At 57.9% G+C, this 19,408-nt stretch carries 20 protein-coding genes, 1 pseudogene and 2 riboswitches; of the genes and pseudogenes, 14 read left to right on the forward strand and 7 right to left on the reverse strand.

From position 1 onward, the window contains the following. The first annotated feature begins 8 nt into the window (after positions 1 to 8). The 5 genes from H9Q10_RS05025 (at position 9) to H9Q10_RS05045 (ending at position 3,933) form a co-directional block, all read left to right on the forward strand. A complete protein-coding gene (locus tag H9Q10_RS05025; protein WP_197902919.1) occupies positions 9 to 1,844 on the forward strand; it encodes a hypothetical protein in 1,836 nt (611 codons plus the stop codon). A gap of 10 nt (positions 1,845 to 1,854) precedes the next feature. Further along, positions 1,855 to 2,082: a hypothetical protein gene (locus H9Q10_RS05030; RefSeq protein WP_064105960.1), complete on the forward strand. Its 228-nt coding sequence runs from the start codon at positions 1,855 to 1,857 to the stop codon at positions 2,080 to 2,082. A 333-nt stretch (positions 2,083 to 2,415) separates the two neighbouring features. Further along, entirely contained in the window at positions 2,416 to 2,538 is a 123-nt protein-coding gene (locus H9Q10_RS12335; protein ID WP_196761657.1) for a Com family DNA-binding transcriptional regulator, read from the forward strand. 64 nt (positions 2,539 to 2,602) lie between these two features. Then, a complete protein-coding gene (locus tag H9Q10_RS05040) occupies positions 2,603 to 3,430 on the forward strand; it encodes a DNA adenine methylase (RefSeq protein WP_197902920.1) in 828 nt (275 codons plus the stop codon). Between the two features lie 68 nt (positions 3,431 to 3,498). Next, positions 3,499 to 3,933, forward strand: coding sequence for a phosphatase PAP2 family protein (locus H9Q10_RS05045; protein WP_274381494.1), 435 nt, complete (start codon positions 3,499 to 3,501; stop codon positions 3,931 to 3,933). A 486-nt stretch (positions 3,934 to 4,419) separates the two neighbouring features. Here H9Q10_RS05045 and H9Q10_RS05050 read toward each other — a convergent pair whose 3' ends face one another. Continuing rightward, the gene (locus H9Q10_RS05050) at positions 4,420 to 5,463 is read right to left on the reverse strand and encodes a porin (RefSeq protein WP_197902921.1); all 1,044 of its coding nucleotides are present in this window, start codon (positions 5,461 to 5,463) and stop codon (positions 4,420 to 4,422) included. Positions 5,464 to 5,838: 375 nt separating this feature from the next. On the opposite strand from H9Q10_RS05050, the gene H9Q10_RS05055 reads away from it, so the two are divergent. Beyond that, positions 5,839 to 6,813 carry a PhoH family protein gene (locus H9Q10_RS05055; RefSeq protein WP_197902922.1) on the forward strand — a complete coding sequence of 325 codons (975 nt, stop codon included), beginning with the start codon at positions 5,839 to 5,841 and terminating at the stop codon, positions 6,811 to 6,813. Positions 6,814 to 6,974: 161 nt separating this feature from the next. Next, a complete protein-coding gene (locus H9Q10_RS05060; protein ID WP_197902923.1) occupies positions 6,975 to 7,565 on the forward strand; it encodes an LURP-one-related/scramblase family protein in 591 nt (196 codons plus the stop codon). 103 nt (positions 7,566 to 7,668) lie between these two features. Here the strand turns inward: H9Q10_RS05060 and gcvH are convergent, their stop codons facing one another. From gcvH to gcvT, 3 genes are all read right to left on the reverse strand, one after another. After that, positions 7,669 to 8,055, reverse strand: a complete 387-nt coding sequence (gene gcvH, locus H9Q10_RS05065) for a glycine cleavage system protein GcvH (RefSeq protein ID WP_197902924.1) — start codon at positions 8,053 to 8,055, stop codon at positions 7,669 to 7,671. A gap of 192 nt (positions 8,056 to 8,247) precedes the next feature. Then, the gene (locus tag H9Q10_RS05070) at positions 8,248 to 9,144 is read right to left on the reverse strand and encodes a hypothetical protein (RefSeq protein WP_197902925.1); all 897 of its coding nucleotides are present in this window, start codon (positions 9,142 to 9,144) and stop codon (positions 8,248 to 8,250) included. 35 nt (positions 9,145 to 9,179) lie between these two features. Further along, positions 9,180 to 10,280 carry a glycine cleavage system aminomethyltransferase GcvT gene (gcvT, locus tag H9Q10_RS05075; RefSeq protein WP_197902926.1) on the reverse strand — a complete coding sequence of 367 codons (1,101 nt, stop codon included), beginning with the start codon at positions 10,278 to 10,280 and terminating at the stop codon, positions 9,180 to 9,182. Between the two features lie 32 nt (positions 10,281 to 10,312). Beyond that, positions 10,313 to 10,406, reverse strand: a riboswitch (glycine riboswitch). Positions 10,407 to 10,451: 45 nt separating this feature from the next. Then, positions 10,452 to 10,543: riboswitch (glycine riboswitch) on the reverse strand. A gap of 372 nt (positions 10,544 to 10,915) precedes the next feature. Here gcvT and H9Q10_RS05080 point away from each other — a divergent pair. Both H9Q10_RS05080 and H9Q10_RS05085 read left to right on the forward strand, forming a co-directional pair. Then, on the forward strand, positions 10,916 to 11,404 hold the full coding sequence (locus H9Q10_RS05080) for an Lrp/AsnC family transcriptional regulator (RefSeq protein WP_197902927.1): 489 nt from the start codon (positions 10,916 to 10,918) through the stop codon (positions 11,402 to 11,404). Positions 11,405 to 11,605: 201 nt separating this feature from the next. Beyond that, positions 11,606 to 11,965: a YbaN family protein gene (locus H9Q10_RS05085; protein ID WP_197902998.1), complete on the forward strand. Its 360-nt coding sequence runs from the start codon at positions 11,606 to 11,608 to the stop codon at positions 11,963 to 11,965. 98 nt (positions 11,966 to 12,063) lie between these two features. On the opposite strand, the gene H9Q10_RS05090 is transcribed toward H9Q10_RS05085, so the two are convergent. Beyond that, the gene (locus H9Q10_RS05090) at positions 12,064 to 12,669 is read right to left on the reverse strand and encodes a nitroreductase family protein (protein ID WP_197902928.1); all 606 of its coding nucleotides are present in this window, start codon (positions 12,667 to 12,669) and stop codon (positions 12,064 to 12,066) included. 329 nt (positions 12,670 to 12,998) lie between these two features. Here H9Q10_RS05090 and H9Q10_RS05095 point away from each other — a divergent pair, with 329 nt between their 5' ends. Continuing rightward, positions 12,999 to 14,234: a DUF1294 domain-containing protein gene (locus tag H9Q10_RS05095; protein WP_238480141.1), complete on the forward strand. Its 1,236-nt coding sequence runs from the start codon at positions 12,999 to 13,001 to the stop codon at positions 14,232 to 14,234. A 46-nt stretch (positions 14,235 to 14,280) separates the two neighbouring features. Beyond that, positions 14,281 to 14,830 (forward strand): annotated as a pseudogene (locus H9Q10_RS05100) (DNA-3-methyladenine glycosylase I). Between the two features lie 327 nt (positions 14,831 to 15,157). Here H9Q10_RS05100 and H9Q10_RS05105 read toward each other — a convergent pair. Continuing rightward, complete coding sequence (locus H9Q10_RS05105) at positions 15,158 to 15,718, reverse strand: hypothetical protein (RefSeq protein WP_197902929.1); 561 nt, start codon at positions 15,716 to 15,718, stop codon at positions 15,158 to 15,160. A 73-nt stretch (positions 15,719 to 15,791) separates the two neighbouring features. Then, on the reverse strand, positions 15,792 to 16,751 hold the full coding sequence (locus tag H9Q10_RS05110) for a LysR family transcriptional regulator (RefSeq protein WP_197902930.1): 960 nt from the start codon (positions 16,749 to 16,751) through the stop codon (positions 15,792 to 15,794). Positions 16,752 to 17,115: 364 nt separating this feature from the next. Here H9Q10_RS05110 and H9Q10_RS05115 point away from each other — a divergent pair, with 364 nt between their 5' ends. Genes H9Q10_RS05115 through H9Q10_RS05125 form a run of 3 tightly spaced genes read left to right on the forward strand, consistent with a single transcriptional unit; the run spans position 17,116 to position 19,363 of the window. After that, the gene (locus H9Q10_RS05115; RefSeq protein WP_197902931.1) at positions 17,116 to 17,952 is read left to right on the forward strand and encodes an NmrA family NAD(P)-binding protein; all 837 of its coding nucleotides are present in this window, start codon (positions 17,116 to 17,118) and stop codon (positions 17,950 to 17,952) included. A gap of 46 nt (positions 17,953 to 17,998) precedes the next feature. Beyond that, entirely contained in the window at positions 17,999 to 18,571 is a 573-nt protein-coding gene (locus tag H9Q10_RS05120) for a hypothetical protein (protein WP_197902932.1), read from the forward strand. Positions 18,572 to 18,613: 42 nt separating this feature from the next. Next, entirely contained in the window at positions 18,614 to 19,363 is a 750-nt protein-coding gene (locus tag H9Q10_RS05125) for an SDR family oxidoreductase (protein ID WP_197902933.1), read from the forward strand. Positions 19,364 to 19,408: the final 45 nt, after the last annotated feature.

Consider the following 19,408-nt stretch of genomic DNA (forward strand, 5'->3'; position numbering starts at 1 on the left):
CCGAGCAAATGACCGACAAACACACCTCCGCCACGCTGCCGTTGCCGTTTAATCTGGCAATCAAAGCGCAGCCGGGTGACAAGCTGCCGCTGGCCTTCGTGCGCAAGCTCGGCACATTGTCACCCGGGCCTACCCCGCCGCCCAAACCGGACGATCCCAAAACACGCCGTGTGCCGGTGGCCGCCGATTGGCGCTGGCACACCGATGCCGTGGCCGACGAGGCACATTGCCTGCGCTGGCAGGGGCGGCCGCATGGTGTCGCCCTGCCGTATTCCGCCCGCTACGGCACGCTCTCCGGCGTGGTGTCCTGTTTGTCCCTGTCGGTCGAGACCCTGCGCGGCCTGCAGGCCTGCCGCCGTGTCGGCATCAGCCAAGCCCCGGTGCTGGCCGGTTGCGGTGCAAACCGCAGCAGTGCCCCGCAACGGCTGGCGCATTGCCGCAGTGTGCCGTTCGGTATCTCGCCGCCCTTGGTGTGGTGCAGTCCGGTGGTGATTCCCGCCGCCCGCCCGCGCTACGGCTGCCGCTACGTCCATCACCGGCCCGCCCGCCTTCAGGCAGCCTGCACCAAGCTGTACGGCCTGCCGCGTACGCAGGAGATGTGCCGCTATTTCCCCACCACCCCGGCACGCCGCCCGCCCGGCCAGTTTTACCCGCAGCCGCTGCCCGACCCGCCGCCTACGCCGCGCCTGCCGCGTGCCTGCGGCCCCGTGCCGCCCGGCGACAAGCTGCAGCTCAATTTCCTGCGCCGCCATGTGCGCCACCATCCTACGATGCTGCCGCTGCCCTTCGCCTGCGGCTATACCTCGTCCATTCCCATCCTGACAGGATACGTTATGCACATCCAAGTAACCGCCGAGGCAGACGGCAAGCCCATCCAAGCCCTCTCCGCCCGCCTGCGCACCGACACCGGCAGCTTCTGCTGGCAGGGCAGCGTGACCCTGTACCCCGATGATTTCGCCGCCCTGAAAATGGACGAGCGCGAGCGCGGTAAAGAAGCCATTATCACGCTGACCATCAACGGCGAGCCGTTTGCCTTTATGGCCGAGGATTACAGCGACAACCGCGAGTTCGGCCGCCGTACCTATACCGTCAGCGGCCGCAGCGTGACCGCCCGCCTGGCCGCCGACTACGCCAAAACCAAGAGCGGCGTGGTGCAGAGCCGCCTGTATGCCCGCCAGCTGGCCACCGAGCAGCTGCAATTCCTGCCCTATACGCTGACCTTTTGGGATATTCCGGATTGGCTGATACCGGGCGGCAGTTATTCCATTGGCGACAAAACCCCGATGGACGTATTGCGCGACATCGCCTCCGCCGCCGGCGGCTTTGTCGAGAGCCATCCCAGCCGCGCCCAGCTCTCCCTGCGCCCCCGCTGGAAAACCCCCGCCTGGCAGCTGGATGTGCCGGTGGCCGATGTAACCGTACCCGACAGCGTGATTGTGTCCGTCAGCGGGCAAAAGCGCATCCAGCCGCGCTACGAGCGGGTGTTGGTTTGGGCAGACCATGCCAACGGCGTGGGTGCCGACGTGTACCGCAACAATGCCGACCGCAGTGCCGAAGCTCCCTCACTCATCCACCCGCTCTACACCGACCTGCCCGTGTGTCGAGCCGCCGGCACGGCCGCCTTGAGCGACAGCGGCACGCACAAGACAGAGACCGTCAAATTGCCGCTCTCCGACGAGTACAGCCTGCCGCGCGCCAAACTGGGGCAGATTTGGCAGTTCAACGAGCCCACAGGCCGCTGGCGCGGTGTGGTGCAGGGTGTGGATTTGGAGGTATCGCGCGACAGCAACGGCGCGATTGCCCTGTGGCAGACCCTCACCATCGACCGCTATTTGGACAAATAAGGCTACCAAAATGAACCTGAAAAATACCTTTGAAGCCCTGTTTGGCAGACAGGAAACCGGCATTGCCACCATCACCGGCGAGCGCGGCGGCGGCAGCTATGCCGCCACTACGCAGGGCGGCGCCGAAGTGGTGCTTACCGGCAGCGCCACCGTGGGCAAAAAGGTGTTTTACGATGCCAAGAGCGGTCGCATCCTCGGCGAAGCGCCGGCGCACCGCGTAACCGATATTGTGCTGTAGGTCGTCCGAAGATAGTGGGGAATAGCCAATTAGGTGTTTTTACCCCTAATTAAACTTAATCCGCCTGAACGGGACATCCCGCCAGGCGGATTTATTTGGTGCTGAACCCGCGCCGTACACCTTGCAGGGGGAGAAAAGATAGACTGCCGATACGTTTCAGGCTGCCTGAAACGCGCAACAAAAAACCGCCCGGAAGGGCGGAGTAGGACGGCGAAGTGCACGGGTGCTTGCGACACCCGCACACCACAGCCACGCAGAGCGAGCCTGCATGACCCAAGGCCGCCACCTCTAGAGGCGGGCGGATTCTACCAGTTTTTGCAAGGATTCTGCACCATGATTTATCGCGAGCTGCGTTGCCGGTTGTGCAACAAAAAGCTGGGCAACGCCGCAGGCACTTACCGCTTGGCGGTCAAATGCCCGCGCTGCAAGCATCTCAACGAGTTCAAAGCCCATTAACAACCAATGAGCACCATCGAGTGCCTACCACGGAGTGCCGCCGAGCGCCCACGGAGACACTCTGATGTACGCTAAAGCACCGCTGCCTTTTACCGGGCAGAAACGTAACTTTCTAAAACTGTTTAAACGGGTGTTAAACGACCACATCCCCGGCGATGGGGAAGGTTGGACAATCTTAGACGCCTTCGGCGGCAGCGGCCTTTTGTCGCATACCGCCAAACAATGCAAACCGGTTGCCCGCGTTATCTATAATGACTACGACGGCTACAGCGAGCGCCTGCAACACATTCCCGACATCAACCGTCTGCGCCGCCTGCTTGCCGGTATCTTGGAGCCCGTGCCGCGCAGCAAACTGGTACCGCCAGCAATTAAGGCTGCCATCGTGGCCGCCATCCGCAGCTTCGGCGGCTATATCGACCTCGACTGCTTGGTTTCATGGTTGCTGTTCAGCGGCAACACCGCCGCCGACTTGGATGAGCTATGCCGCAAAACCATGTACAACTGCATCAGCCTCAGCGACTACCCCGAGGCACAAGACTACCTGCAAGGCGTGGAGATAGTCAGCCAATCCTATCGTGAGCTGCTACCGCAGCATATTGGCAACCCGCGCACGTTATTGGTACTCGACCCGCCCTACGTCTGCACCCAGCAGGGCAACTACCGCAAGGCAGCCTACTTCGGCATGGTCGAGTTCCTGCGCCTGATGGCAATGGTAAGGCCGCCTTTCATATTCTTTTCGAGCACGCGTAGCGAGCTGCCCGCCTATCTCGACCTTGTAGCCGAGCTGCGCCTGCCCGGTTGGGAGCGTTTTTCAGGCTGCCAAACCGTCACTGTGGGCAGCACCATCAACCACAGCTCACGGTACGATGACCACCTGATTTATAAGTTCTGACGGCGGGCTTAAACAGGCATGCGAAACCCCCGCTTAACAGGTCGTTAAACGGGGGTTAAAAATAGGCTATGCAAAGTTTTCCGCCACGGGTAAGCTATGCAAAGTTTTCCGCCCTTCTATGCAAAGTTTCGCGCTTTTCTATTACGGCTTTTAGTTTTTTGATTCTGCTGTTTGCGCAGATGTTGTTTTTCTGGCTGTGGCCGGTGTCCACGCCGCCGCACTGGCGCAGTATCAATACGGGTAAAACGGCTTCGGAGAAGTTTCTGCTGTTTGTGCAGAAGTTCGACCAATCCACCAACTGCTTTCCGAGCATGCATGTTTCGGTGGCGATGCTCACGGCGATGCATGCCTATCCGAGTATGGGCGCGGCGGCGTTTGCCTTCCCGCTGCTGATTGCGCTTTCCTGCCTGTTTACCAAGCAGCATTATCTGATTGATTTGCCGGCGGGTGCGTTTTTGGGCTGGCTGGTGTTTAAGCTGTATGGATGGCTGATGTTGGCTTAGGGTAAGGAATATAAGCAACAGGCTACCTGAAAATGCTGTGCGGAAGATTGGCAGGGCGTTTTCAGGTAGCCTGTTTGTGGTTTGAGAAGGTTGAATCATGCGGTGGGCGGCCAACATGCCGGACGCAAACTTATAGTTGAAGCGTTTATTTCTTCATGCTTGGCAGAGGGGGCCTCAGATGATGTAGAAATATAGTAAGGCGATCTAAATCTATCGCCGAGTATTGCCCTCTCTGAGGATATATTGCATGAGGTATTGAATTAAAGGGGATGCATTAAAACCTGCCGGCGGTTGCTTAAAGCAGTAGAACAGCCGGGCAGCTTACTGCAAAGTTTCGCCTCCGGCTACCTGAAAATTTGGCCGACAATCGTGAACCGATGGTTGCAAAAAAGAGATAGAGAGCTTCGAGACTAAAAAGACAACAATAGAAAAAGGCTTGCCGAAGCAAGCCTTTTTATAGGGTTACTAGACTAAGCTAACCACAAATTAGAATTTGTGTACCAAGCCAGTACCAACACCCCAAGAGTTTACATTGTCAGCGTTGGAGTTGGCTTTGTCACGCAACCAGCCTACAGATACCAAGCCGGTAGTGCGGCGAGAGAAGGCGTAGTCAGCACCAACGATGGCTTGCAGGTAACGAGCACCATCGGTCTGTACATCGTTGCTGTCGCCACGACCGTAGGCTACAGAGATCTTCGGAGTAATAGAACCAAAGGTGTAGGCAGCAGAGATCTGAGCCTCTTTGGTTTTACCACCGTTGACGGTGTCATGAGCAATGTCATAAGCATCGGCAGCATCATTAGTAAAGATGGGGTTTACGTTTTTGCCGTATTGGAAAGCACCGGCAACGTACAGGTTGTTGGCATCATAACCAGCAGACAGGTTGTGAACATGGCTGTCTTTCAGGCCATCAGTACCAGTGGTAGACTTGCGGGCGTATTCAGCAGCGTAGCGAACAAAGAAGCCGCTGTTTTTGTAGCCCAAGCCCAAACCGAATACAGGTTTGCCGTCATTGGTACGATCGCCGTGTACGTTAGTACCCGGAGCCATCTGGAATGAGAAGTCGAAGCCACTGAAGTCAGGAGACTGGTAGTTCAAGCTGGTACGACGTTGACCGAAACGGGTGTAGCGAGACAGACCCAAGGTTTCGCTGTTGTATTCCCAGTTGTCTTGGTCATCCAAAGAAGCTTTCAGAGGAGTAACTACACGACCAACTTTAACGGTACCGAAGCCACCTTCCAAACCAATGAAGCTGTCACGGTTGTTAACAAAGCTACCGCCATTCAGGCTGGCGTTAGACTCAACCTGCCAAATAGCTTTCAGGTTACCACCCAGGTCTTCAGAACCTTTGAAGCCGATGTAGCTACCGTAGTCCACTACGCCCCAAGCGTTTCTTTCGCTCTTCAGCTGAGCAGAAGTGCCTTCGCGAGTGAATTCAACACCGCCACGGATTTTACCGTACAGAATCACTTCTGCAGAAGCGGCAACCGGCAAGGAAACCAATGCTAATGCAATCAGGGTTTTTTTCATGCTGCATTCCTTTATCTATGTCTAAACTAAAAATACACACTTAAAAAAGAAACTTGTCTTTCTTTCTAAGCTCTCACGCAATCGCCGCATTAGCGATTTCATGGCTGCAATATAATTGTTCGGCGCCAAAAAAACAAATCCAATTGCGGGCAAAAGGGCGGATAGGGGCGAAAGTGTATGCTTCATGCAACAATGTATCGCCGAGGCGGCAACAGATTCCGGCTTCGCCGCGCTTGCTGTTTTCAGGTAGCCTTTTATGCCACAAAAAGGGATTTGCCCCAGCGCCGGATACGGCCTATCATCTTATAAATTATATTATTACGGCCGGCAGGGCAGAGCGTTGCCCGGCGGCCTTCACCGAAGACTAAAAAGCTTATGAGCCATACTGTACACCTGAAATTTGAAGATATTGATAACGCCGTGCTGCAGCGGTTGTGCGGCCCTTTGGAGGAAAACCTGGAAATGCTGGGCAAGGCACTGGCGGTGGAAATCGGGCGGCGCTTTGCCGAATTCACCTTTATCGGCGCGAATGCCCACGCTGCGCGGCAGGCATTGCTGAAGCTGGCGGATATTGCCGAGCAGCGCGATTTGGATAACGGCGACATCCAGCTGGCGGCGGTGGAAGCCAAAACCGCCGATGCGGAGTTTGCTCCGCGGAGCGAGCTGGGGCACCAATATTTCCTGCAAACGCGGCGCGGCAAGCTGGGCGGGCGCACCCCGCGCCAAAACGGCTACATCCGCGCGCTTTTAAACCACGACATCGTGTTCGGCCTCGGCCCGGCGGGCACAGGCAAGACTTATCTGGCCGTGGCGGCGGCGGTGGACGCGATGGGCAAGCATGAGGTGGAGCGCATTGTGCTGGTGCGCCCTGCGGTGGAGGCGGGCGAAAAACTCGGCTTCCTGCCCGGTGATTTGGCGCAGAAGGTGGATCCCTATCTGCGCCCGCTGTACGACGCGCTGTATGACTTGATGGGCTTCGACCGCGTAACCAAACTGCTGGAAAAAGGTACGATTGAGATTGCGCCGCTGGCCTATATGCGCGGACGCACGCTCAACGGCGCCTATGTGATTCTGGACGAGGCGCAGAACACCACGCCCGAGCAGATGAAGATGTTCCTAACGCGCATCGGCTTCGGCGCCAAGGCGGCGATCACCGGCGACATCAGCCAGATCGACCTGCCGCGCAACATCAAATCCGGCCTGAAAGACGCGCGCGAAAAGCTGCAAGGCATCGAAGGCATTTATTTCCACACCTTCACCAGCGAAGACGTGGTGCGGCATCCTTTGGTGCAGAAAATCGTGGATGCCTACGATGCGGCGGACGCGGCGCGTGAGGCGGCGGAAAGCTAGGCTGGGTTTCGCCTAGAAGAAATCCGGCTTTGCTTTGCAATATATTGTTGTCATTGCGTTGAAGCTCGCGCTTTCAGGTGGCCGCAAGCCGGGTTGAGGCTACCTGAAAATGGTCGGGTTGGTTTTTCAGGTAGCCTCACTTTATATATAGGAAGGATACGATGCAGCATTTCCAATTCCCTTTGCAGTTTTATTTTAAGATTTTCACGCCGTCCAACGATTTCAGCGTGCTGGACGAGGGCGGGCAGGAGATTGCCTACACGCGGCAGAAGATTTTCAAGCTGAAGGAAGAGGTGGAGATTTTCCGCAGCGCAGATCGGCGCGAGCGGCTGTACCGCATTTGCGCCGACCGCATTATCGATTTCAACGCCTGTTATCGGATTTTCGGCGAAAACGGTGCGGAGCTGGGCTCGGTGCGGCGCGACGGGATGCGCTCGCTGTGGCGCGTGCGCTATCGGATTTTTGGCGCAGATGGGCAGCCGCTCTACCAAATCCAGGAGAAAAACCCGTGGATCGCGTTTTGGGACGGGCTGGTGGGCGAGATTCCGCTCATCGGCGCGTTTAGCGGCTATTTCCTGAACCCGAGCTATGAGATTACCGATGCGGCCGGGCAGCAGGTGTACCTGCTGAAAAAAGAGCCTTCGCTGGTGGGACGGCGTTTCAGCTTAAGCAAAACGGGCACGGCGGTGCACGATGAATTGGTGGTGCTGTCGCTGATGATGTTGATGTTGCTGGAGCGCTCGAACGGCTAGGGTTGGCGGAAGGCTTTTTATTGCAAACCTGTCTGCCAAGGGAAAAGGCTACCTGAAAACCGGATTGGGTTTTCAGGTAGCCTTTTGTTTCAGCGCGGGCGGTTTAGCCGATTTCGGCGGCGTATTGCTCGGCGTTCATCAGGCCGTCTAAGTCGGCGGGGTTGGCGGGCTTGATGCGGAAGAACCAGCCTTCGCCGTAGGGATCGCTGTTTACGGTTTCGGGGGCGTCGGGCAGGCCTTCGTTAACAGCCACCACTTCGCCGGCGATGGGGGAATACACATCAGACGCGGCTTTCACGGATTCCAGCGCGCCGGCTTGGTCTTCGGCGGCCAGGGTGGCGCCCACTTCGGGCAGCTCGACGAATACGATTTCGCCCAGCAGCTCTTGTGCGTGGTCGGTTACGCCGACGGTTACGGTGCCATCGGCTTCGGGGCGCAGCCATTCGTGGCTGGCGACATATTTGAGTTCGGCGGGGATGTTGTTGCTCATGGTTTTTCTCCGTAGTTAGGGGTGGGAATGGTTAGGGTCATTCACATTATACAGGTTTTGCCTGTATGGGGTTTGCGCTGGCGCAAGGCTACCTGAAAAATCGGGCGGCTTGCGCGGGGCAATTTGTTGTTGTGTGTGTGAATAGGGTGGTTTCAGGCTGTTTGATGGTATGGCGGTGTTTTCAGGTAGCCTTTATTTTCCTCCTTCTTGGAGCTGCAAGGCGCGTTCGAGGGCTTGGCGGCGTTCGGCGGGCCAGCCAGCGGTATGCTGATCTACCAGTGCTTTAATTTGCGGCTGCTGCTGCATATTGGAAGCAAGCGACCAGCGGGCGGCGCCGTAGGTGATGATGTTTTCGGTATCTTGTTGGGTGGGGTTGGCCGGTTTCTCGTCGAGCAGCTTGGCGTTGTCGGCCACATAATCGACGATGCGGTATACGTATTCGGGCTGACCGGTAGCGTAGAAGCTTGCCCAGTGGATATCGAGGCTTGCCGGCGCGATGTTCAGGCTTAAGAAGCTTTCTGCGGTGGGGATGGGTGTAGCCAATACTTCCCGGTACTCGGGAGGCAGCTCAAGTTGGCTGAGGCACTTGCCGCTATCCGGTGTGCCGGAGAGCTTGAATATCAGGATGAGCAGGTTATTGGGGTGTTGTTGCCGCAATTCTTGGCACCAAGCCATGGTTTGATCCGGATGTGTTGCTAGGATTTGTGCAGCCCAAACGGAGAAGTTGTTGAATGGGCCGGGTTTGGCTCCAGGCGCAGTCATCATCGGGTCGTTCAGACCCTGATGGATGATGGCCAGCGCGCGTTTTAAGCCGGGATCTGGCGTTTGATAGTACACGGGCACGGCATCTTTCCAAGAGCCTTCCAGTGCAACGGGTGCGGAGGTGGTTGGCGCCTCGTGAGCAGGAGCAGGCTGTGTTTCGGCAACGGAAGCGGCAGCAGTCGGTGCGGTTGATCTGTTGTCCTGCGGCGAGCAGGCGGCCAGGCCGAATACGACGGCGGACAATAATGAAATCAGCAGGGTTTGGCGCATGATGGAGAGCCTTTGCAAGATAGCGGAATCGGTTTTCAGGTAGCCCGATGGCGGCATTAGGCTACCTGAAAACTTTCTACACGGCCTGCGGTTTAATCAAACTGCTTCTGGCCGTTGCGCACGAAGGGCAGCTTCAGCACGCGCACTTCCACTTCGCGGCCGCGGATAACGGCTTTGGCGGTGCTGCCTTCAAAGGCTTTGGGCACGCGCGCGATGGCGATGGACTGCTTGAGGCTGGGCGAGAACACGCCGCTGGTGGTGATACCTTTGCCGGCGTCGGTGATCACTTCCATGTGTTCGCGCAGCACGCCGCCTTTGGCCAGCAGCAGGCCGACCTGTTTCACGCTCACGCCTTTTTCCTTCAGCGCCAGGAGCGGGACCTTGCCCACGAAATCGCGGTTTTCGTCTTTCAAGTCCACCGTCCAGGCCATGCCGGCTTCGAGCGGGCTCACGTCGTCGTCCATATCGTTGCCGTAGAGGTTCATGCCGGCTTCCATGCGCAGGGTGTCGCGCGCACCGAGGCCGCAGGGTTTCACGCCGGCCTGCTGCAGGGCTTTGAAGAAGGCCACGGCTTCGCCGGCAGGCAGGATCACTTCCACGCCGTCTTCGCCGGTGTAGCCGGTGCGGGCGACAAACCAATCATGGCCCAAATCGGCGCCTTGGAAGGGCTTGAGGCCGTTTACGGTGCTGGCCCATTCGGGTTTCACGGTGAGCAGCTTGGCGATGGCTTTTGGGCCTTGCACGGCAAGCATGGCCAGGTCGTAGCGCGGGGTGAGCTTGATGCCGAATTCGGCGCCGATTTTCTGGAATTGGGCAGAGTCTTTTTCGCGGGTGGCGCCGTTGGACACGATACGGTATTGCGTTTCGGCTTCGTTGCCGCGATACACGATCAGGTCGTCGATAACGCCGCCTTTGTCGTTGAGCATGGCGGAGTAGAGCGCTTTGCCCACGAAGCCGAGCTTGGCCACGTCGTTGGCCAGCAGCTTGCGGAAGAAGGCCTTGGCTTGGTCGCCGGATACGTCGGTCACCAGCATGTGCGACACGTCGAACATGCCGGCGTCGGTGCGCACGGCTTCGTGTTCGGCGATTTGCGAGCCGTAGTGGATGGGCAGCTCCCAGCCGGCGAAATCGACCAGCTTGGCGCCGGCATCTTTATGGGCTTGATGGAAGGGGGTGGTTTTGATTGCAGACATGATTCGGAGTCTCCGTTGGCAGTAATGGGGAAGCCTCCCTATCTGTCCGGGGTACCTGAGATTTTCGGCAGGTAATGCCTTATATCCTTCGGTGGGCAGTGAATGCCGCTCTCCAGATGAGGCCGTTTCAGGTAGCCCGCGCGGGCAGGCAGGGGAAACGATTAGATATGAAACGGGCTTGCAGTCCTTTTACCTGAGCGATTTAAGGGGTTTTGCGCCTTCGGTGCCGTTGTTGTATTAACGGTCTCTCCTGCAAACGCCTTGATTATCGCTTGAAAACGGTGGTTTGAGCAAGATTTTCGGATGTTGTCAAGCATAAATTGATGGTTGGAATAGCAATTCTAGCGGGAAAGGCGTAGACTGAAACCCATAGAAAGCGAACGGTTATTTGAGATCGGAGCCGGAGGTGTCCGGCCAAACCGGCTTCGGAAATGCCCAAACAACTGGCAGTCAAGGCGGTATATTCCGTTATGTGTAGTAAATATGGCGGATTATTCCAACACAAATACAATATAATATGCACGAACTTTCGTGCGTACAGCACAGGCCGGCCACAAGCCGGCCTATTATAACGTCGGCTGTTGGCTTGAGCCGACACACATACTGACCCTGAAAGTATGATTGGATACCGAATCATGACAACTACTGTTTCGCTCGACAAAATCGACCTCAAAATCCTCCAGGCTCTGCAACACAACGGGAGGCTGAGCAACGTGGAGCTGTCTGAGCGCGTTGCGCTTTCCCCTTCGCCCTGCCTCCGGCGCTTAAAGCAGCTGGAATCCACCGGCATCATCCGCGGCTATGCCGCCTTGGTGCACCCCTCCACCGTGGCGCTCGGCCTGCAAGTGTTTATCCGAGTGTCGGTGGATAAGGCCAACCACCTGCGCGACGGCTTTGCCGACTCTGTGCGCAACTGGCCGCAGGTGTTGCGCTGCTTCGCGCTCACCGGCGAAACCGACTATATGCTGCACGCCTTCTTCTCCGATATGGAAAGTTTCTCCCATTTCATCCTGAACACGCTCTTGGCGCATCCGGGCGTGGTGGACGCACGCTCCAGCTTTGTGTTGCAGGAAGTGAAAAATTCCACCGTGCTGCCGCTGGATCACTTGCAAACCGCCGAGTAAGCTTGGCTGGGGAAATGTTTTCAGGTAGCCTGCATACTTTGTGCAGGCTACCTGAAAATTTTTTGGCGGGGCGGAATGAATCAAGCGGAGATGGCGGATAAGGCGGTTTGGCTGGCGGCGGCGTTGGCGGCGCTCGGGCTGCTGGCGGGCGTGTTGTGGATAAGGCGGCGGCGTTTGAGCGGGCGCGGCTCCTGGCTGCCGCTGTGGTGGCCGCTGGTGTGGCTGGCGGGCTGGCTCGCCTTGCTTTTGGGCATCATCGGCATTTTCCTGCCGGGCTTGCCCACCGTGCCTTTTGTGTTGCTGGCGGCGGGCTGTTGGTCGCGCACTTCGCCGCGTTTCCACCGCTGGCTGCGTACGCACCGCTATTTCGGCCCGATGGTGCGCAATTGGGAGCGCAACCGGGCGATTCCGCTCAAAGGCAAGGTGTTGTCGTCGCTGATGATGGGCTGCTCGTGTGTGTGGATGCTGTACCGTTTTCCGGAGCGCTGGTGGGCGGGCGCGGGGATGGCGGCGGTGTGTTTGGCGGTGGCGCTGTGGATGTGGCGGCTGCCAAGCGAGTGAAGCGACGGGGATAGGATAAAGGCTACCTGAAAATGCAGCGCAGCGGAGTTGCTGCGAAGCTGAAATTTTCAGGTAGCCTTTTTGTGTGGTGAGGGTGTTTACAGCCCGTACACTTTGAAGCGTTCGGCCAGCGGGGCAAACTGTTTCTCGCCGGCGGGCGCGGCGATGCCGCCGAACACGAGCTGGGCGCGCAGCGTCCAATCGGCGGGGATTTGCCATTGTTCGGCCACGGCGGCGTCGATTAGCGGGTTGTAGTGTTGCAGGTTGGCGCCGATGCCGGCGGCGGCGAAGGTGGTCCACACGGCGTATTGGTGCATGGCGTTGCCGTGGTCAGCCCACACGGGGAAGTTGGCGGCGTAGGCGGGGAAGCGCTCCTGCAGGCCGCGCACCACGGATTGGTCTTCAAAGAAGAGCACGGTGCCGGCTGCGGCGGCGAAGGCGGCCAGTTTTTGCTCGGTGGGGGCAAACTGCTCGGCAGGCACGATTTGGCGCAGGGCTTTTTCGGTGAGGTGCCAGAGCTTTTCGTGCTCGGCGCCGAACAGCACCACCACGCGGGTGGATTGGGAATTGAAGGAGGAAGGCGTGTGCAGCACGGCGTGCTCTACGATGGCGGCGGCTTCTTCGGCCGGCAGCGGCAGGGTTTTGTTGAGCGCGTATACGGAACGGCGGGCGCGGGCGGCTTCCTGCAGGGTTTGATGGGTCATGATGTTTCCTTCTGATGAGGGTGGATAATGGGGCGCAGTATAACGCGCCGGGCGGATGAGGGGTTAGCCGTGCGGGGAAAGGCGGTGTTTCCGGATAAGAAAACGGCGGGCAAAGGCTACCTGAAAACGGACTAAGCTTTTTCAGGTAGCCTCAATCAATATTGGGCGGAAGCTGAATAATTTATAACACACTGTATTAACATAAAATTATATCTCCTCAAAAACCGATTTCCCCTCCCGGGCGGGCCATCCGCAGGCTTGCCGGGTTCGGATGCCGGAGACTACCTGAAAATTTGCAACAGCCGGAAACCCAGAAAGGCTGGCCGAAAATGTTTATCTGCTTGGCAGGCACCCGCTTTTCAGGTAGCCTTTCCCTTTTTCCCAAGCCCGTTCCCTTGGCCACCATGAACACAGAAAACGAACTGCAAAACGCCCCCGCCGCCATCGAAGAAACGGCAGCCGCAAACCAAGCCGCGCCCACTGCCGAAGCGCCCAATCCCACCGCGCCAAACGATGCCGAAACCGCCGTGGCCGCGCCGCCATCCAACCCAACCCATGCCGAAGCGGAAAACGATGACGACGAAGACGGCGCCGGGCCGGGGCGCAAATGGCGCGAAGGGCGGATTGTGGACGCCGCCGTGCGCGTGTGGGATGCCGCCGCGCGCACCGGCATTGCCGACGTGGTGAGCAACAGCGAAGACGAACCGCCGATCAGCGTGTTTTTGGTGGGCGACCTCTTTGCCGCCACCGACCTCTCCCCGCAGCCGGGCGACGTGTTGCGCGGCGTGTTGCAGAGCCACCCCTTCGGCGGCCACTGGCTGCTCGACAGCGCCGAAAACGCCGCCACTTCCAGCCTGCAACGGCGCAGCCCGGAAGAAGAGGAAGCGCTGTTTAAAGAGCGCAAACAGGCCAAACGGCAAGACAAATTGGTCAACGGCGAAACTTATGTGGGCAAAGTGGTGCGCTGGCGCGACGAAGAGCAGGCGGGCTACATCAAGGTAAAGTCCATCAAAGCGCGCGTGTTTTTCCCGCAGTCGGCCTTCGTGTTCCGCGACAAACGCCCGGCCAAACACCAGCAGGTGAGCTTCGTGTTGGGGCGGCGGCGCGGCGAATGGGTGGCCACCCGCGTGATCCCGCAGGGCTACGAGCTGGGCTGGGCCGACCGCGAAAGCACGCCCTCCGGCACGGTGTTGGGCGGCGGCTTCAGCGAAACCCTGCTCGGCAGCGCGTTTATCCTGCTCTATTTGGCCGCCGTATCGTTTATTTCCTTGCCGCTGGCCTCGGCTTACCTGCTGGCCAGTTGCCTGCTGCTCATCCTCTACCGCACCGACAAGCGCAGCGCGCAAAACGGCCGCGCCCGCGTGCCCGATGCCGTGCTGCACCTCTTGGCCGTGCTCGGCGGCTGGCCGGGCGGCCTGATGGCGCAGATGCGCTACCAACACCACACCGCCAACATTCATTTTGTGCGCACCTTTTGGTTCAGCGTGGCGCTCAACGCCATCGGCAGCTATCTGGTGCTGGTGTATCTGATCAACCTGCCCGCCTTCGCTTTCCTGAAAAACTGAAGCCAAATCCGAAGCTTTGCAAACACCTCAAACGGTTGCGACAGAAATGGACTACTGCTCCTTCGCCCACAGCCTGCCCAACGACGGCAGCAACCCCAACAAACACTACCACGACCGGCTCTACGGCTTCCCCATTGAAGACGACAACGAGCTCTTCGGCCGCCTGCTGCTGGAAATCAACCAGGCCGGCTTAAGCTGGACGCTGATCCTGCAAACGCGCCGAAGGCATCCGCGCCGCCTATGCCGGCTTCGACATTGCCGCCGTGGCCGATTTCGGCGAAGCCGAGCGCGCACGCCTGCTGGCCGACCCGCGCATCATCCGCAACCGCCTCAAAATCAACGCCGCCATCCACAACGCGCAGCAAATTTTGCGCCTGCAACAAGAATCCGGCTCCTTCAAAAACTGGCTCGACCGCCACCATCCGCAAGACTTGCCCGCTTGGGTGAAGCTCTTCCGCCGCACCTTCAAATTCACCGGCCCCGAAATCGTGCGCGAATTCCTCGTGAGCACCGGCTACCTGAAAGGCGCCCACCGCGACGACTGCCCCGTTGCCGCCCAAGTGGCGGCAGCCAACCCGCCTTGGCGGATGGAGTAGGGCGGATGGAAAGGCTACCTGAAAACGAGCAGAGCGAGTTTCTACGAAGTTAAAACGAGCAGAGCGAGTTTCTACGAAGTTAAAACGAGCAGAGCGAGTTTCTACGAAGTGAAAACGGGCTTCGCGGTTTTCTGCGAAGCTAAAATTTTGGCGGGGCAGAAACTTTGTTGCCGCTGCGTTTTAGCTGCATGGAAGTTTATGTTTTCAGGTAGCCTTTAAGCCAAGAGGCTACCTGAAAATTTTGACGGCACAAAAACAGTAACAGGCTACCTGAAAGTTTAGCTTTGCATAAACCCGCGAAGCTAAATTTTTCAGGTAGCCTTTTGTTTACACGGATGAGCCGAGCTGGCGGACGGCGGCGTTGATTTCCTGCGCGGCTTGGTAGATGGGGTAGCGGGCGAGGTTGGGGAAGTCCGGGCGGTGGTATGCGTTCCAATAGCTGATGATGCGGCGCTGCTGGGTTTGCCAGTAGCGGGGGTTGGCGGCGCAGAGGCGGGCGAAGGCGGCGGGGTTGAGGCGGAACAGGCGCACGGCATCTTCCTGAATGGGCAGGATGTATTCGCCGAGCAGGGTGAGGGCGAAGGGCAGCACGAAGTCGGCCTGCCCGGCGCGCACTAGCCGGCGGAATGCGGCTTGGCGCACGAAGCCGTTGTGGTGGCGGCTGTGCAGGCAGTCGGCGATGAGTTGGGCGGTGTGGTCTGCTTGGGTGGCGTGCGGCTGCGGGGCGGGATGGTAGAGGCGGTAGGGGAGTTGCAGGGTTTCGCCGTGCAGGCAAACAGTGCGGCAGGGGGCGCCAGACGGCTCGATTTGCAGGCGGCGGACGACTTCGGCGGCGCTGTCGCGCAGGGCGGAGGGAAAGGCGGCGGTGAGCGGGATGGGGTTCATCATGTGGATTGGCTGGGCTGGAGGCTACCTGAAAAATATGGGGTTGGAGTCGGTACTTGCTTGGCTAAAGAAAGGCTTATGGGCTGGCGGGGGCGGATGATTTCGGGCTTGCCGTCGCTGAAGGCTGCTTGATCACCCCCTGTTGCGCAAACATCCCCATCAACCTCTCCACCACCACCCTCACCTTCTTCGGTTGCTCGCGATTAAGCATCACCAGATAAAACGGGGCTTGGGCGGTTTGCCAGTCGGGCAATAAATGCACCAGCGTGCCGTTTGCCAAGGCTTGTTCCACTTCGATTTTGACGCGGGTGTTCACGCCGAGGTGGGCGGTCATCAGGTGGAAGGCGGCGAGGCTGTTGTTGCAGCGGGTGCGGGCGTTGGGGGTGATCCAGCGTTGTTCGCCGGTTTTACGATGTGTGAACTGCAAGGGCGCGGGGTTGCCTTGGTCGTTTAGGGCGCAAATCCACGGCAACGCCTGCAAATCGTCCGGGGTTTTGACGGGCGGCTGTTCGGCGAGAAATTCGGGCGTGGCGCAGGGAAGAAGTTCGATGTCGGTCAACTTTTTGGCAATCAGCTGCGGGTTGTCCAAGGCGTGTGCGCCGCCACGCAGTGCCAGGTCGATTTTGCCCTGATACAAATCCACCAGATTTTCGGCGAAATCCAGCTCGATATTGAGCTTGGGATAATCCTGTTCCAGCGCGCGGATGGCGTTCACGACGGGCGAATTGACCACGGCGGAAAATACGGCGATGCGCACCGTGCCTGCCAGCTCGTCTTTTTGTGCGGCAGCGGCCTGCATGGCTTCGTCCGCGCCCGCCAGCATTTTCAGGCAGCCTTGGTAAAACTGTTCGCCCGCTTCGGTCAGCCCGATGCGGCGGGTGGTGCGGTTGAGCAGTTTGATGTCCAACGCTTTTTCCAGCTTGCTGACCGCGAGGCTGACGGTGGAAACGGTTAAGCCCAATTTATCGGCGGTGCGCTGCATGGACTGCTGTTTGACCACTTCGGCGAAAATCGCCATCGCTCTGAAATCCTGCATTTTTTCTCCTTGTATTGTCGTCTGAAAGCATGGCCATCCGCCACAAAAATGGTGAACCGGCAAGCCCTCCCTACGATTGCCTCCCTGTCGGTTCACTCGGGTAGGTCGGCATTGCTATGCCGACTTTGACTTTCAGACGACCTTCTTTTTGACATATGGACGTAAAAAGCGTCGGCATGGCAATGCCGACCTACCGTTGGCGTTTTGGGTTTATATTTTAATTTTATCAAAAAGTGTTTTCAAGATTACCCTGTTTTTCTTAGATAATGAATTACCTATAATGAACTCATCAAATCAGCAGGCAGTCGTAAAAACAATCTTAAAACCGACCGCACTTTCAAAAATTTATAGAAGGAAAATCCAAATGGCAGAACAAATTTTAGTCTTATCGGCCACCGGCAACGTGGGCAAATTCGTGGTGCAAGCCTTATTGAACAAAGGCGTGAGCGTGAAAGCGGCGAGCCGTCGCGGAGAAAATATCGGCGCAGCGCAAGGCGTGAAATTTGACTTTGACGATGAAAGCACTTGGAATGCGGCGCTGGAAAACGTGTCGGCGGCGTATGTGATGTTGCCGATGGGTTACGCCAACCAAGACAAGCTCAACGCGTTATTGAAATTGATGTTGGAAAAAGGCATCAAACCCGTGCTGCAAACCGCTACCGAGCATTTCGACAGCCCCGAAAATCCGAATTTCCACACCGAAAAACGGTTGGAACAATCGGGCAAACCTTATGTGATTTTGCGCCCCACTTGGTTTATGGACAATTTCAACATCTTGTGGCGCGCGGATTTGCAAAAAGGCGTGCTGACCCTGCCGCTGCACACCGGCAAATCGGCATTGATTGACGTGCGCGACATCGCCGACTGCGCGGTAGCGGCATTAACTAGTGATAAATTCAACGGCAAAGCCTTTAATTTGACGGGCGGAGAGCTGAAAACCTACGCGGAAATGGTCGAAATTTTAGCCGAACATTCGGGGCTGCCTCTGCGTTTTGACAGCGTGACGCCCGAGCAATACGCCGCCAAGCTCAAAGCCGACGGCTTCCCCGATGCAGGCATTCCGTATTTCTTAAAAGTGCTTGCCGACGTGGAAAACGGCTCGGCGTCCATCATCACCGACGACGTGCAAACCCTGACCGGCCATGCGCCGCGCACCCTTGCCGATTTTGCCAAAGACAATGCGGACAAGTGGCGGGCTTAACAGGCTACCTGAAAATATTGACCTCATTGAGTTTAGGAGAAAAATCATGAAAACCCTCGCAAAAACCCTTGTATTGACCGCCGCCATAGCAGGCCTTACCGCCTGTACCACCGCGCAAACCCCTTCCGCCCCTGCTGCCGCACAAAGCGAAACCCGCACCGGCGTCGTGAACGACAAAGCCTACACCCGCAGTTCCAACGGCGCGAAAGCGTACCAAGGCAAGGCGCAGGACATCATGGGCTATATCAGCATCGACATCAGCGACCGTAAAAATTTAAAACCCATCGGCAAAATCGGGCGGATTGACGAACAGGGCAACCTCAGCTTGAGCGTGCCGAAAGACGTTTCAGACGACCTCTTGTTCGTGACCAACGAAACCCCGACCGGCAAAATGGCGGAAACCGTGGCAGGCGGCGTGCTGATTACCAAGCCGAACCTGCAAATCTGGAAAGCGGACAATGACGTGATGGTGCTGACCTATTTGAGCCGCGACTACCGCTATGTGCTGGACGGCGTGGATTACGGCATGTTCCGCAAAGGCTGGAACTACGCGCCCATGAACGGACACAAAGCGCAAACCGATTACGGCGATTACAAATGGGTCTTGATGGATGAGTAATTTTTCAGACGACCTTTTAACCCGATTTTTTAGGAGAAAACCATGAACTACATTCAAAACAAAGTCATCATTATCACCGGCGCCTCCGCCGGCATGGGCAAAGCGGCGGCACAGCAGCTTGCGGCGCAAGGCGGCAAAGTGGTGCTGGCGGCGCGCGACGAAGCCAAATTGCGGGCGGCGGTGGCGGAAATCAAAGCCAACGGCGGCGAAGCGCAGTATTTCGTGTGCGATGTCAGCCGCGCCGAACAGGTGCAGGCGTTGGCGGATTTTGCCTTGCAGACCTACGGGCAAATCGACGTGCTGGTGAACAACGCAGGCTATATGCCCGGCTCCTTCCTCGTCAAAAACAACACCGCCGAATGGAACAAAACCATCGACATCAACATTAAAGGCGTGTTGTACGGCGTGGGCGCGGTACTGGGGCAAATGCGCAAACAGGGGCGCGGGCAGATTATCAACGTCGCCTCGGTCGCCGCTTACGAAACCCCGACGCCGGGCGCGGTGGTGTATTGCGCCACCAAACACGCCGTGCGCGCCCTGACCGACGGCCTGCGCGCCGAAGAAGCCATGATGAAAAGCCCCGTGCGCATCAGCTGCATGTCGCCCGGTGCAATCGACACCGACCTCAAACACGACGTTACCGACCCCGATTTGCGCGAGTTCGTGTTGAAATCCTACGAAGAAATGCCTTCGCTGTCGCCCGACGACATGGCCTACGGCATCGTTGCCGCCATCAACACGCCGGATAATATTGAAGTGGGCGAGATTGTGGTGCGGCCGACGGGGGGCTAGACCATCGGTATCATCCGGAGCCGTCTTGTTTTTCAGGTAGCCGCT

The sequence above is a fragment of the Eikenella glucosivorans genome, from assembly GCF_016025525.2.
In the GTDB taxonomy this organism is placed as follows: Bacteria; Pseudomonadota; Gammaproteobacteria; order Burkholderiales; family Neisseriaceae; genus Eikenella; species Eikenella glucosivorans.

Bases quoted from the DNA above. Each gene is read 5' to 3' on its own strand.
- gcvH (WP_197902924.1), bottom strand. From the start codon at position 8,055: ATGAGCAACAACATCCCCGCCGAACTCAAATATGTCGCCAGCCACGAA.
- H9Q10_RS05050 (WP_197902921.1), bottom strand. From the start codon at position 5,463: ATGAAAAAAACCCTGATTGCATTAGCATTGGTTTCCTTGCCGGTTGCC.
- H9Q10_RS05045 (WP_274381494.1), top strand. From the start codon at position 3,499: ATGCAAAGTTTTCCGCCACGGGTAAGCTATGCAAAGTTTTCCGCCCTT.
- H9Q10_RS05090 (WP_197902928.1), bottom strand. From the start codon at position 12,669: ATGACCCATCAAACCCTGCAGGAAGCCGCCCGCGCCCGCCGTTCCGTA.
- H9Q10_RS05115 (WP_197902931.1), top strand. From the start codon at position 17,116: ATGGCAGAACAAATTTTAGTCTTATCGGCCACCGGCAACGTGGGCAAA.
- H9Q10_RS05095 (WP_238480141.1), top strand. From the start codon at position 12,999: ATGTTTATCTGCTTGGCAGGCACCCGCTTTTCAGGTAGCCTTTCCCTT.
- H9Q10_RS05025 (WP_197902919.1), top strand. From the start codon at position 9: ATGACCGACAAACACACCTCCGCCACGCTGCCGTTGCCGTTTAATCTG.
- H9Q10_RS05060 (WP_197902923.1), top strand. From the start codon at position 6,975: ATGCAGCATTTCCAATTCCCTTTGCAGTTTTATTTTAAGATTTTCACG.
- H9Q10_RS05070 (WP_197902925.1), bottom strand. From the start codon at position 9,144: ATGCCGCCATCGGGCTACCTGAAAACCGATTCCGCTATCTTGCAAAGG.
- H9Q10_RS05030 (WP_064105960.1), top strand. From the start codon at position 1,855: ATGAACCTGAAAAATACCTTTGAAGCCCTGTTTGGCAGACAGGAAACC.
- H9Q10_RS05125 (WP_197902933.1), top strand. From the start codon at position 18,614: ATGAACTACATTCAAAACAAAGTCATCATTATCACCGGCGCCTCCGCC.
- gcvT (WP_197902926.1), bottom strand. From the start codon at position 10,280: ATGTCTGCAATCAAAACCACCCCCTTCCATCAAGCCCATAAAGATGCC.
- H9Q10_RS12335 (WP_196761657.1), top strand. From the start codon at position 2,416: ATGATTTATCGCGAGCTGCGTTGCCGGTTGTGCAACAAAAAGCTGGGC.
- H9Q10_RS05120 (WP_197902932.1), top strand. From the start codon at position 17,999: ATGAAAACCCTCGCAAAAACCCTTGTATTGACCGCCGCCATAGCAGGC.
- H9Q10_RS05080 (WP_197902927.1), top strand. From the start codon at position 10,916: ATGACAACTACTGTTTCGCTCGACAAAATCGACCTCAAAATCCTCCAG.
- H9Q10_RS05110 (WP_197902930.1), bottom strand. From the start codon at position 16,751: ATGCAGGATTTCAGAGCGATGGCGATTTTCGCCGAAGTGGTCAAACAG.
- H9Q10_RS05055 (WP_197902922.1), top strand. From the start codon at position 5,839: ATGAGCCATACTGTACACCTGAAATTTGAAGATATTGATAACGCCGTG.
- H9Q10_RS05040 (WP_197902920.1), top strand. From the start codon at position 2,603: ATGTACGCTAAAGCACCGCTGCCTTTTACCGGGCAGAAACGTAACTTT.
- H9Q10_RS05105 (WP_197902929.1), bottom strand. From the start codon at position 15,718: ATGATGAACCCCATCCCGCTCACCGCCGCCTTTCCCTCCGCCCTGCGC.